11 protein-coding genes are annotated in these 12,287 nt (G+C 70.2%); all 11 read left to right on the top strand.

What is annotated here, in order from left to right; translation table 11 throughout:
• Positions 1 to 39 precede the first annotated feature (39 nt).
• The 11 genes from ACZ69M_RS06120 to ACZ69M_RS06070 all read left to right on the top strand — a co-directional run bounded on the left by ACZ69M_RS06120 (position 40) and on the right by ACZ69M_RS06070 (position 12,263).
• Positions 40 to 2,061, top strand: coding sequence for a beta-galactosidase (locus tag ACZ69M_RS06120; RefSeq protein ID WP_470047063.1), 2,022 nt, complete (start codon positions 40 to 42; stop codon positions 2,059 to 2,061).
• 224 nt (positions 2,062 to 2,285) lie between these two features.
• The gene (locus tag ACZ69M_RS06115) at positions 2,286 to 3,848 is read left to right on the top strand and encodes a glycosyl hydrolase 53 family protein (protein WP_470047061.1); all 1,563 of its coding nucleotides are present in this window, start codon (positions 2,286 to 2,288) and stop codon (positions 3,846 to 3,848) included.
• Between the two features lie 179 nt (positions 3,849 to 4,027).
• Positions 4,028 to 4,312 carry an ArsR family transcriptional regulator gene (locus ACZ69M_RS06110; RefSeq protein WP_470047059.1) on the top strand — a complete coding sequence of 95 codons (285 nt, stop codon included), beginning with the start codon at positions 4,028 to 4,030 and terminating at the stop codon, positions 4,310 to 4,312.
• A gap of 194 nt (positions 4,313 to 4,506) precedes the next feature.
• Positions 4,507 to 4,983, top strand: a complete 477-nt coding sequence (gene crcB, locus ACZ69M_RS06105) for a fluoride efflux transporter CrcB (protein WP_470047058.1) — start codon at positions 4,507 to 4,509, stop codon at positions 4,981 to 4,983.
• 79 nt (positions 4,984 to 5,062) lie between these two features.
• Complete coding sequence (gene crcB / locus ACZ69M_RS06100; RefSeq protein WP_470047056.1) at positions 5,063 to 5,437, top strand: fluoride efflux transporter CrcB; 375 nt, start codon at positions 5,063 to 5,065, stop codon at positions 5,435 to 5,437.
• Between the two features lie 93 nt (positions 5,438 to 5,530).
• The gene (locus ACZ69M_RS06095) at positions 5,531 to 6,367 is read left to right on the top strand and encodes an undecaprenyl-diphosphate phosphatase (RefSeq protein WP_470047054.1); all 837 of its coding nucleotides are present in this window, start codon (positions 5,531 to 5,533) and stop codon (positions 6,365 to 6,367) included.
• 170 nt (positions 6,368 to 6,537) lie between these two features.
• Positions 6,538 to 7,215, top strand: a complete 678-nt coding sequence (locus tag ACZ69M_RS06090) for a FadR/GntR family transcriptional regulator (protein WP_470047545.1) — start codon at positions 6,538 to 6,540, stop codon at positions 7,213 to 7,215.
• A complete protein-coding gene (locus ACZ69M_RS06085; RefSeq protein ID WP_470047052.1) occupies positions 7,212 to 8,660 on the top strand; it encodes an amino acid permease in 1,449 nt (482 codons plus the stop codon). Before ACZ69M_RS06090 ends, ACZ69M_RS06085 begins: the two co-directional genes overlap by 4 nt.
• A gap of 8 nt (positions 8,661 to 8,668) precedes the next feature.
• On the top strand, positions 8,669 to 9,676 hold the full coding sequence (locus ACZ69M_RS06080) for an asparaginase (protein WP_470047543.1): 1,008 nt from the start codon (positions 8,669 to 8,671) through the stop codon (positions 9,674 to 9,676).
• A 184-nt stretch (positions 9,677 to 9,860) separates the two neighbouring features.
• Positions 9,861 to 11,279 carry an aspartate ammonia-lyase gene (aspA, locus tag ACZ69M_RS06075; RefSeq protein ID WP_470047050.1) on the top strand — a complete coding sequence of 473 codons (1,419 nt, stop codon included), beginning with the start codon at positions 9,861 to 9,863 and terminating at the stop codon, positions 11,277 to 11,279.
• A 33-nt stretch (positions 11,280 to 11,312) separates the two neighbouring features.
• Positions 11,313 to 12,263, top strand: coding sequence for a glutaminase (locus ACZ69M_RS06070; RefSeq protein WP_470047049.1), 951 nt, complete (start codon positions 11,313 to 11,315; stop codon positions 12,261 to 12,263).
• Positions 12,264 to 12,287: the final 24 nt, after the last annotated feature.

The raw sequence follows: 12,287 nt of genomic DNA, 5'->3' as shown, positions 1-12,287 counted from the left end.
TGCACGTTCCCAAATGATCGATTAAACGGGAGAAGATCCATGCCGGAGACCACACCCAAGGGCCTCACCGGGCTCGCCTTCGGTGGGGACTACAACCCCGAGCAGTGGCCGGAAGACGTCTGGCACGAAGACGTCCGGCTGATGCGCGAGGCGGGTGTCACGATGGTGAGCGTCGGGATCTTCTCCTGGGCGCTGCTCGAACCCGCCCGGGGGACGCACGACTTCGGCTGGCTGGACCAGCTGCTCGACCTGCTGCACGAGAACGGCATCCGCGCCGACCTCGGCACCCCGACCGTCGCGCCGCCCGCCTGGTTCTACCGCGAGCACCCCGAGGCGCTGCCGGTGGCCGCCGACGGCACCCGCTACGAGTTCGGCTCGCGTGGCGCCATCTGCCACAGCAACAGCGACTACCGCGCCGCCGCGGCGAGCATCACCACGGCACTCGCCACCCGGTACGCCGGCCATCCCGCGCTCGCCCTGTGGCACGTCCACAACGAGTACGGCGTCCCCGTCTCGGCCTGCTACTGCGCGTCCTGCGGCGCCCACTTCCGCCGCTGGCTGGCCCGCACGTACGGGACCGTGGACGCGGTCAACGAGGCCTGGGGCACCGCGTTCTGGGGCCAGCGCTACGCGGACTTCGAGCAGATCAACCCGCCGCGCGTGACCCCCACGGTCGGCAACCCGGCCCAGGCCCTGGACTACAAGCGCTTCGCCGACGAGACCATGCGCGAGAACTTCGTCGCCGAGCGCGACATCCTGCACCGTCTCGCCCCCGGCATCCCGGTCACCACGAACTTCATGACCGCCCTCAGCCAGTGCGACTCCGTCGACTACTGGGCCTGGGGCCGCGAGGTCGACCTCGTCAGCAACGACCACTACCTGATCACCGACGGCCGCCGCACCCACGTCAACCTCGCGATGGCCGCCGACCTCACCCGCTCCGTCGCGGGCGGCGCCCCCTGGCTGCTGCTCGAACACTCCACGTCCGGCGTCAACTGGCAGCCCCGCAACCCGGCGAAGTCCCCGGGCCAGATGGCCCGCAACTCCCTCGCGCACGTGGCGCGCGGCTCCGAGGGCGCCATGTTCTTCCAGTGGCGGCAGTCCCGGCGCGGCGCCGAGAAGTTCCACTCGGCGATGCTTCCGCACGCCGGCACCGACTCCCGGGTCTGGCGCGAGGTCGTCGAACTCGGCGCGTCCATCGAGTCGCTGACCTCGGTCAAGGGCAGCCGTACCGTCGCCGACGCCGCCGTGCTGTGGGACTGGCACTCCTGGTGGGCGCAGACCCTCGACTGGCGCCCCAGCGAGGACCACGACCCGCGCGAGCGCGCCGACGCGTTCTACGAGGCGCTCTACGACCGTCACCTCACGGTCGACTTCGCCCACCCGGAAGCCGACTTGTCGGCCTATCCCCTTGTCGTCGTCCCGGCCCTGTATCTCATGACCGAGGCCGCCGGGAACAACCTCAGGGAGTACGTCGAGAACGGCGGCACCCTCGTCGTCTCGTACTTCTCCGGCATCGTCGACGAGCACGACGCCGTGCACGAGGGCGCCTACCCCGGTGCGCTGCGGGACGTGCTCGGCCTGACCGTCGAGGAGTTCTCACCGCTCCTGAAGGACGACCGGGTCCGGATCACCGGCCCCGACGGCTCCGAACTCACCGGCGACGTCTGGACCGAGTTCGTGGTGCCGCGCGGCGCCGAGACCGTGTGGACGTACGCCGACGGACTCACCGCGGGCCGCCCGGCCGTCACCCGGCACCGCCTCGGCGAGGGCTCCGCCTGGTACGTCTCCACCCGCCTCGGCGCGCAGGGCCTGGACGCCCTCATCGGCTGGGCGTCCGACGACGCGCGGATCGCGCCGCGCGCCGACCTGCCCCGCGATGTCGAGGTGGTGCGCCGCGGCGGTGAGTCGGGCACCTTCCTGTTCGCGATCAACCACACCTCGTCGGACGCGAAGGTGCCGCTGGACGCGGCCGGCACCGAGCTGCTGACGGGCGAACGCGCCGCGGGCCGCCTCGTGCTGCCCGCGGGGGCCGTCCGGGTCGTACGGCTCGACGGCTGAGCCGACCGGTGTCCCGGCTGTACGGCTCGACGGCTGGGCCGACCGCCGTCCGCGTCGTACGACTCCACGCTTGACCCGACCGCCGCCGGGCGCATGACCCCGCGGCGGAGCCGAACTCCCCTCCGCCCGTGAGTGCCACGAGAGCCGCGGGCGGAGGGGTCGCCCCCCAGAGCCACCCCGGGGGCACCCCCATTCCCATCACGTCGAAGGGACGACGGACGAAGATGTTCCATCCCAGACGCACACTCAGGACCCTGCTGCTGCCGCTCGCGGCCGGGCTGGCCCTCACCGCCCTGCCCGCGCAGACGGCACAGGCGGCGAGCACCCTCACCAACGCCGGATTCGAGGCCGACGGCGCCGGCACGGCCACGCCGGCCGGCTGGTCGGAGTACGGCGACACCGGCGCCTCCTACGTGGAGGCCGGGGGCCACAGCGGTGGTTACCGCCTCTCGCAGTACTCCTCCGCCGCCTACAAGGTGGAGACGTACCAGTACCTCTCCGGACTGACCAACGGGAACTACCGGCTCACCGCCTGGGTGCGCTCGGGCGGCGGCCAGAACTCCGCCTACCTCGCGCTGAAGAACTGCGGCGGCACCGAGCAGCGCACCGACCTGCCGGTCTCCAGCAGCGGATGGATACACCTCGTCGTCCCTGTGGCGGTGACCAACAACCAGTGCACGATCAGCATCAACTCCGATGCCAACGCGGGCAACTGGATCAACGTCGACGACCTGACGTTCACCTCCGGCAGCGCCACCGGGTTGTCCGTCAAGGGCTCCGACATCTCCTCCCTCGCCAAGAGCGAGGCCCTCGGCGGCGTCTACAGGACCAGCTCCGGCACCACCGGTGACGCGCTCGCCATCCTCAAGTCCGCCGGTATGAACTACGCACGCCTGAAGGTCTGGGTGAACCCCGCCGACGGCTACAACAACAAGACGCGCGTCCTGGCGATGGCCAAGCGCATCAAGGCGCAGGGCATGAAGCTCCTGGTCGACTTCCACTACTCGGACACCTGGGCCGACCCCGGCGCCCAGACCAAGCCGGCCGCCTGGGCCGGTCACTCCTACAGCCAGCTGAAGACGGACGTCTACAACCACACCTACGACGTCCTCAACGCGCTGAAGGCGCAGGGCACCACCGCCGACATGGTCCAGGTCGGCAACGAGATCAACGGCGGCATGCTGTGGTCCGAGGGTTCCACCGACAACTGGTCGCAGCTCGCCGGGCTCCTCAACTCCGGCTACGACGCCGTCAAGGCCGTCAGCTCGTCGACGACCGTCGCGCTGCACCTCGCCAAGGGCGGCGACCTGTCCGGCACCCGCTGGTGGTTCGACAACGCGGTCTCCAACGGCGTGAAGTTCGACGCCATCGGCCTGTCCTACTACGGCTACTGGCACGGCCCGCTCTCCGACTTCCAGACGACCCTGGACGACGCGGCCGCGCGCTACGGCAAGCCGGTGTTCCTGGCCGAGACGGCCTACCCCTTCCGTCTCGACAGCGACGACTCGCTCGTCAACCAGATCGACACGACCGGTGAGCTGGTCTCCGGCTACCCGGCCACCACCGCCGGGCAGTCCGCGTGGCTGCGGGACGTGATGAACGTCGTGGAGGCCGTCCCGAACGGCCGCGGCCTCGGTGTCTTCTACTGGGAGGCCACCTGGACCGCCGTCACGGGCAACGGCTGGGACCCGGCCGACGCCACGTCCGGCAACGGCTGGGAGAACCAGGCGCTGTTCGGCTTCGACGACAAGGCGCTGCCCGCCATGTCGCAGTTCGGCCACCGCTGATCAGCCACCTGATCAGTCACCGTCGATGACATGAGGGCCCGGCCGCCGAGGTGGCCGGGCCCTTGTGGTGTCCCGGGGACTTTCGGCCGCGCGAAGGCGTGGAAGACCCGTGCGGGCCGCCCCGGGCTGCGGGACAGTGGTCACACAGCGCCAGCATCACGAACGGCAGGGGGGACGAGATGCTGAGGGTTCCCGTAGGCGGGCGACGCCTGGACATCCTGGAGTGGCTGCGGGATCCCGCCGCGCACTTCCCGCCCGAGCGCCACGGCTCTTTCGTCGACGGCGTCGACGCGGCCGCCCTCGCCGCCAAGCTCGGCGTGAGCCACGCCGTCGCCCGCACCCACCTCGACCTCCTCGTCGGGGTCGGGCTCCTGCGCGCGAGAAGGATCGGGCGGCGCACGCTCTACCACCGCGACGAGTACCGCATCGCCGAGGTCCGCTCCCTGTTCGAGAAGGGCTGGTAAGCGGCGGGGTGCCGCGTGCTCCGGTCGAGTGTGCGAGGGCGGCGGCGTTAGGCTGTTCAGCGGCCGCGATCACATGTCGCGGCGCGGCGGTGGGGCCCGCCGTACCCGAACCGCGGCGCTGATGCCGCCAACGGTCCCTACTTGCGATGAGGTGTGCCCGGGGACCCGGGACCGGCGAGTAGGAGAAGTACGTCGTGACAGTCCCGCATCCCCAGCGCGTCGACGAACCCGTTGCCCCCGCACGGCCGACCCCGCGCCCCGCGTCCCCCTGGCACGGCCAGGCCCCGGTCGTGGCGATGGTCTCGCTCGGCGGAGCCATCGGCGCCACCGCCCGGTACGGGGCGGCGCGGCTGTGGCCCGTGGAGACGGGCGGGTTCCCCTGGACCACGTTCTGGGTCAACGTCATCGGCTGCGCGGTGATCGGCGTGTTCATGGTCGTCATCACGGACGTGTGGGCGGCCCACCGACTCGTGCGGCCCTTCTTCGGCACCGGTGTGCTCGGAGGGTTCACCACCTTTTCGACGTACGCCGTGGACATCCGGAAACTGGTCGACTCGGGCCATCCCGGAACCGGCCTCGCCTATCTCGCCGCGACCCTGTGCGCGGCGCTCACGGCGGTGTGGCTCGCGGTCACCGCGACTCGCCGCGCCCTGGTGCGGAGGTGGCGATGACACGGCTGACGGGCAGCGCCCGCCATGCGGGACGTGACGTCGAATCCGGCAAAACGGGCAAGAAAGGTAAGAGATTGTTGTGAACTGGCTGCTGGTGATCGTCGGCGGAATGGCCGGCGCGCCCCTGCGCTATCTGACCGACCGTGCGGTGCAGACCAGGCACGACACCGTCTTCCCCTGGGGCACCTTCGCGGTCAACGTCGTCGGCTGTCTGATTCTCGGCCTGCTGACCGGCGCGGTCGCCGCGGGGGCGGCGGGTTCCCACCTTCAGCTGTTCCTCGGGACCGGCCTGTGCGGGGCGCTGACCACGTACTCGACGTTCTCGTACGAGACACTACGGCTGACCGAGACCGGCGCGGGGTTCTACGCTGCGGCCAACGTGCTCGTGAGCGTGACGGCCGGGCTCGGCGCGGCGTTCGCGGGTGTCTCGTTCGCCCAGGCGGTGTGGGCGTAGACACCGGCCGTCACTCGCGCATAGTAAGACTGTCTACAGCACTGTCGACCAATACTCCCCACCATCAACCCCTCAGACCTAGAACTGGATCCTATGAGCGTCATCAACGTCGGTCAGGCCGTCGTCCTCGGAGTCGTCGAGGGAGTGACCGAGTTCCTCCCCGTCTCCTCCACCGGCCACCTCAAGATCACCGAGGGGCTGATGAACATCCCGGTCGACGACAAGGCCGTCGTCGGGTTCTCAGCGGTCATCCAGGTCGGCGCGATCGCCGCCGTACTGGTGTACTTCTTCAAGGACATCGTGCGGATCGTCTCCGCGTGGGGCCGGGGGCTGCGCAACCGCGAGGAGCGACAGCACCACGACTACAAGTTCGCGTGGTGGGTCATCTACGCCACCATCCCGATCGTGATCGTGGGCCTCGCCGCCAAGCCGCTCATCGACGGGGCGCTCGGCTCCCTGTGGGTGGTCGCGGGCTCGCTGATCGTGGGCAGTGGTGTGATGTGGGCGGCGGACCAGATGGGACGCCACAAGCGCGGTGAGGACGACACGTCCTTCAAGGACGCGATGCTGGTCGGTTGTTCGCAGATCCTCGCGCTGCTCTTTCCGGGCTTCTCGCGCTCCGGCGCCACGATGTCCACCGCGCTGATCCTCGACCTGGACCGGGTCGCCGCCACCCGGCTCTCCTTCTTCCTCGGCATCCCCGCCCTCACCGGCGCCGGCCTGTACGAACTGAAGGACGCCCTGGGCACGGGGGTGGGCGCCGCGCCGCTCGCCGTCGGCACGATCGTCTCCTTCGTCGTCGCCTACGGGTCGATCGCCTGGCTGCTGAAGTTCGTCGCCAAGCACTCCTTCAACGCCTTCGTGATCTACCGGATCGTGATCGGTCTGGCACTGTTCGGGCTGCTGGCGAGCGGGTCCCTCGCCAGCTGATCGCGGAAACAGCAGCTCACAGGGGGTGCGAAGCCGGTTTACAGGCTTCGCACCCCCTGAATGTTTCTTTTCACCGCCCTTGACAGCCCCCTCTTGTCACCCGCAGGATCACCCCCGTGAACCTGTCAGACAGCCAGACAGGTGGGTCGGTACCGCGGCGCGTCAGCGCCATGGAAGCGGTGCTCACCCACCTTCGCGGCGCCATCGAGCGCGGCGCATACGCCATTGGCGACAAACTCCCCTCCGAGGCCGAGCTGTGCCGCCGCCTGGAGGTCAGCCGGCCGGTGCTCCGCGAGGCGCTGCGGGCCCTGCAGGTGATGGGCCTGACCGTGTCCCGTACGGGCAAGGGCACCTTCGTGGTCGCCAACACGGTCGAGGACCCCACCTTCGGCGACTACGCGGCGAGCGACCTGCTCGAGGTGCGCCGTCACGTCGAGATCCCGGTCGCCGGTTACGCGGCGGTGCGCCGCACCCCGGAGAACCTCGACCACCTGGCCCATCTGCTGGAGCGGATGGAGCGGGAGACCGACACCACGGCGTGGGTCGCGATGGACACGATCTTCCACATCGCGGTCGCCGAGGCCTCCCAGAACCCGGTCTTCCGCAGGGTGATCGAAGAGATCCGGGACGCGCTGGCCCGTCAGTCCGCCTTCCTCAACGAGCTCGGCGGCCGGCGTGAACAGTCCAACCGTGAGCATCGGGCGATCGTCGAGGCGCTGATCGACGGCAGTGAACACGACGCGGTGGAGGCGATGTCCCATCACCTCGACCGCGTGGAGACCACCCTCACCGACATCGTGCGCCCCGCGCGTACGGACATCCCCACGGAAGGCGGACCCGAGGCGTGAGCGAGCAGTCCCTCAAAGACGAGGCCACGTCGGCCGGCAAACCGGCCGCGCACGTCGACGCCGGAGACGCGGGTTACAGCAAGTCGCTGAAGTCCCGGCACGTCAACATGATCGCCATCGGCGGTGCCATCGGCACCGGCCTCTTCCTCGGCGCGGGCGGCCGGCTCGCCGACGCCGGCCCCTCCCTCTTCGTCGCGTACGCGGTGTGCGGCGTCTTCGCCTTCCTCGTCGTGCGCGCGCTCGGCGAACTCGTCCTGTACCGGCCGTCCTCCGGCGCCTTCGTGTCGTACGCCCGGGAGTTCCTGGGGGAGAAGGGCGCGTACGTCGCCGGCTGGATGTACTTCCTGAACTGGGCCACCACCGGTATCGCCGACATCACCGCCGTGGCCGTCTACACCCACTACTGGGGCATGTTCTCCGACATCCCGCAGTGGGTGATCGCGCTCGTCGCGCTCGCCGTCGTCCTCACGGTGAACCTGATATCCGTACGCATGTTCGGCGAACTGGAGTTCTGGTTCGCGATCATCAAGGTGGGCGCGCTCGTCGTCTTCATGCTCATCGGCATCTTCCTGCTGGTCACCCAGCACCCGGTCGACGGCACCACCCCCGGCCCGTCCCTGATCACCGACAACGGCGGCATCTTCCCCAACGGCCTGCTGCCGATGCTGCTGATCATCCAGGGCGTCGTCTTCGCCTACGCCTCCGTCGAGCTGGTCGGTGTCGCGGCGGGCGAGACGGAGAACCCCGAGAAGATCATGCCGAAGGCGATCAACTCGATCATGTGGCGTGTCGGCCTGTTCTACGTCGGCTCGGTCGTCCTGCTCTCGATGCTGCTGCCCTGGAACAAGTACAGCGCGGACCAGAGCCCCTTCGTGACCGTCCTGTCGAACATCGGCATCCCGGCGGCGGGCGGCGTGATGAACCTGGTCGTGCTCACCGCGGCCATGTCGTCCCTCAACTCCGGCCTCTACTCCACCGGCCGCATCCTGCGCTCCATGGCGATGTCGGGCTCCGCTCCCAGGTTCACCGGCGTGATGAGCCGCAGCCAGGTCCCGTACGGCGGCATCCTGCTCACCAGCGGGATCTGCGTCCTCGGCGTCGGCCTCAACTTCGTGGTCCCCGCCGACGCTTTCGAGATCGTCCTGAACTTCGCCGCCATCGGCATCCTCGCCACCTGGGGCATGATCATGCTCTGTCATGTGCTGTTCTGGCGGAAGACCCAGCGCGGTGAGCTGACCAGGCCGAGCTACCGCCTGCCCGGCTCGCCGTGGACCGAGATCGTGACGATCGGCTTCCTCGTCTCCGTCCTCGTCCTGATGTACGCCGACGGGGGAGCGGGGCGCACCACCGTGCTGTGTCTGCCGCTGATCGCCGTGGCGCTCGTCGCCGGGTGGTACGGGGTGCGCCGCCGGGTCTCCGGCATCCGTGACGGAGTGGACGCGTGAGCACGAGCATGACGTACGCCGCCTCGATCGCCGCCGCCCCGGTGATCCGCGAACCCCTGCACGCCCCCGTCGCCCAGCTCGTCCGCGGTGGAGTCGTCGAAGGCGTCCACTACGGCTCGGTGGCCGTGCTGGCCGCCGACGGTGGCGTCGACCTCCAGATCGGGGACATCGAGGCCGCGTTCTACCCACGCTCGGCGCTCAAGCCCGTCCAGGCGGTGGCGATGGTGCGGGCGGGACTGCCGCTGGACGGCGAGCTGCTCTCGCTGGCCGCGGCCAGTCACTCCGGCGAGGAACGGCACCTGGCCGGGACCCGGCGGATCCTGGAACTGGCCGGAGTCACCGAGGACGACCTGCGCAACGTGCCCGACCTGCCGTACGACCCGGTCGTGCGGGACGCCTGGATCCGCGAGGGGCGGCTGCCGTCCCGGCTCGCGCAGAACTGCTCAGGCAAACACGCAGCCATGCTGATGACCGCCCGGCTCAACGGCTGGTCCCTCGATGACTACCTCGACCCGGGCCACCCCCTCCAGCAGGCCATCGCGGAGATCGTCGAGGACCTCACCGGGCAGGCGATCGCCCAGGTCACCGTCGACGGTTGCGGCGCGCCCCTCTTCTCCGTCTCGCTGCACGGGCTCGCCCGCGCCGCCGCCCGGATCACCACCGCGCCGGCCGGCACCCCCGAGGCGCGGGTCGCCGACGCGATGCGCGAGCACGCCGAGATGGCGTCCGGCTCAGGCCGCGATGTCGCGGCGCTGATGCGGGCCGTGCCGGGGCTGCTCACCAAGGACGGCTTCGAAGGCGTCCAGATGGCCGCGCTGCCGGACGGCCGGGCCGTCGCCGTGAAGATCGCCGACGGTGCGGACCGGGCGCGTGGGCCGGTGGCCGCGGCGGCGCTCGCGCGCGCGGGGGTCGCCCCGGCGCTGCTTGCGGAGTTCGGCTCCGTGCCGTTGCTCGGGGGCGGTGCCGTTGTGGGCGGGCTGCGCCCGGCCCGGGTACTCGATCCGCTCCCGGGCTGAGCGGCGTGCGACCGGGGTCGTGGGGCTGCGTCGGCGGGTGCGGGTTCGCTGTGGCTGGTCGCGCGGTTCCCCGCGCCCCTTGCGTTCGTCCGCCTCAGGGCCGGATCAGCAGCTCGCCCCGACCGACCCGCCCCTACGCCTCACCCATCCCACCCTCACCCCTCCGAAAGAGGACCGCTCAGTCATGACCGTCGCCGTAGCGCACCGCAGTGAACACGATCTGCTCGGGGACCGTGACGTCCCGGCCGAGGCGTACTGGGGCATCCACTCCCTGCGCGCCACCGAGAACTTCCCCATCACGGGCACGTCGATCTCCGCCTACCCGCATCTGATCGAGGCCCTGGCCGCCGTCAAGGAGGCCGCCGCCCGCGCCAACGAGGAACTCGGCCTGCTCGAACCGGAGAAGGCGATGGCCATCGTCGCGGCCTGCCGGGAGATCCGCGCCGGCAAGCTGCACGACCAGTTCGTCGTCGACGTCATCCAGGGCGGCGCCGGCACCTCGACGAACATGAACGCCAACGAGGTCGTCGCCAACCGGGCGTTGGAGCTCCTCGGCCGCGCCAAGGGCGAATACCAGTACCTGCACCCCAACGAGGACGTCAACCTCGGCCAGTCGACCAACGACGTCTACCCCACCGCCGTCAAGGTCGCCACCGTCTTCGCGGTGCGCGAGCTGCTCAAGGCGATGGCCGTGCTCCAGGACGCCTTCGCCGCCAAGGCCTTCGAGTTCCGTGACGTGCTGAAGATGGGGCGTACCCAGCTCCAGGACGCGGTGCCGATGACCCTCGGGCAGGAGTTCTCGGCGTACGCGGTGATGCTCGACGAGGACCGCAGCAGGCTCGCCGAGGCCGTCGAGCTGATCCTCGAGATCAACCTCGGCGCCACGGCCATCGGCACCGGCCTCAACGCCCCCGCCGGATACGCGGAATCGGCCCGCCGCCACCTCGCCGCGATCACCGGGCTACCCCTGGTCACCGCCGCCAACCTGGTCGAGGCCACGCAGGACTGCGGCGCCTTCGTCCAGATGTCCGGCGTGCTCAAGCGGATCGCCGTGAAGCTGTCGAAGAGCTGCAACGACCTGCGGCTGCTGTCCTCCGGGCCGCGCGCGGGCCTGGGCGAGATCAACCTGCCGCCGGTGCAGGCCGGTTCGAGCATCATGCCCGGCAAGGTCAACCCGGTGATCCCCGAGGTCGTCAACCAGGTCGCCTTCGAGGTCATCGGCAACGACGTCACCATCACCATGGCCGCGGAAGCGGGGCAGCTCCAGCTCAACGCCTTCGAACCGATCATCCTGCACTCCCTGTCCGAGAGCATCACCCACCTGCGCACCGCCTGCCTGACCCTCGCCGAGCGCTGCGTCACCGGGATCACCGCCAACACGGAGGTCCTGCGCGCCGCGGTCGAGAACTCCATCGGTCTGGTGACCGCCCTGAACCCGCACATCGGCTACACGGCCGCCACCGACATCGCCAAGGAGGCCCTCGCCACCGGGCGCGGCGTCGCCGAACTCGTCCTGGAGAAGGGCCTGTTGCCCGCCGAGCGGCTGGCGGCGCTGCTGCGGCCCGAGGTGATCGCGGGCAGCGGTACCCCGCAGGCGGTGTGACAAGATGCGCACCAGGACCGGTCCGGCGGCACAATGGTGATCATGGCTGTGTCTTCGTCGTATCCGTCGTCCCCGACCTTCCAGCCGGTCCTGGAGCGCATCGCCACCGAGATCGGGCAGACGCCCGGCCGCGGCCGGCCCGCCGACTACATCCCGGCGCTGGCCGCCTGCGACCCCCGGCGCTTCGGCATGGCCGTGGCCGAGCTCGACGGCACGGTGTACGGCGTGGGGGACTGGCGGCAGCCGTTCTCCACACAGTCCATCACCAAGGTCTTCACCCTCGCCCTCGACCTGGCCCGTGAGGGCGACGAACTGTGGGAACACGTCGGCCGCGAGCCCTCCGGCAACCCCTTCAACTCACTCGTGCAGCTGGAGTACGAGAACGGCATCCCGCGCAATCCGTTCATCAACGCGGGCGCCCTCGTCGTCACCGACCGCCTCCAGACCCGTACCGGCGACGCGGCCGGCACCCTGCTGGCCTTCCTCCGTGCGGAGAGCGGCAACGCCGAGCTCACCTTCGACAAGGAGGTGGCCGCCTCCGAGGCCACCCATGGCGACCGCAACGCGGCCCTCGCCCACTTCATGGCCTCGTACGGCAACATCGACAACCCGGTACCGGTGCTCCTCGAGCAGTACTTCCGCCAGTGCTCGATCGAGGCGTCCTGCGCCGACCTCGCCCTCGCCACGAGCTTCCTGGCCCGGCACGGCCTGCGCGCCGACGGCTCCCGACTGCTCACCCAGAGCCAGGCCAAGCAGGTCAACGCGGTCATGCTGACCTGCGGCACGTACGACGCGGCGGGCGACTTCGCCTACCGCGTCGGCCTCCCGGGCAAGAGCGGCGTCGGCGGCGGCATCATCGCGGTGGTCCCCGGCCGCTGCACCCTGTGCGTCTGGAGCCCCGGTCTGGACGAGCGGGGCAACTCGGTGGCGGGCGTGGCCGCCCTGGACCGCTTCACGACACTGACGGGAGTGTCCGTCTTCTGAGCCGTCATGGGGCGGGACTTGTCC

The organism is Streptomyces sp. NPDC107454 (genome assembly GCF_055582885.1).
The sequence above is the reverse complement of the archived record's forward strand: the minus strand, read 5'-3'. Positions and strand labels throughout refer to the sequence as shown.

Coding starts and splice junctions, on each gene's coding strand:
- ACZ69M_RS06090 (WP_470047545.1), top strand. CDS start 6,538: ATGGAAGCGGTGCTCACCCACCTTCGCGGCGCCATCGAGCGCGGCGCA.
- ACZ69M_RS06095 (WP_470047054.1), top strand. CDS start 5,531: ATGAGCGTCATCAACGTCGGTCAGGCCGTCGTCCTCGGAGTCGTCGAG.
- aspA (WP_470047050.1), top strand. CDS start 9,861: ATGACCGTCGCCGTAGCGCACCGCAGTGAACACGATCTGCTCGGGGAC.
- ACZ69M_RS06110 (WP_470047059.1), top strand. CDS start 4,028: ATGCTGAGGGTTCCCGTAGGCGGGCGACGCCTGGACATCCTGGAGTGG.
- ACZ69M_RS06080 (WP_470047543.1), top strand. CDS start 8,669: ATGACGTACGCCGCCTCGATCGCCGCCGCCCCGGTGATCCGCGAACCC.
- ACZ69M_RS06070 (WP_470047049.1), top strand. CDS start 11,313: ATGGTGATCATGGCTGTGTCTTCGTCGTATCCGTCGTCCCCGACCTTC.
- ACZ69M_RS06120 (WP_470047063.1), top strand. CDS start 40: ATGCCGGAGACCACACCCAAGGGCCTCACCGGGCTCGCCTTCGGTGGG.
- ACZ69M_RS06115 (WP_470047061.1), top strand. CDS start 2,286: ATGTTCCATCCCAGACGCACACTCAGGACCCTGCTGCTGCCGCTCGCG.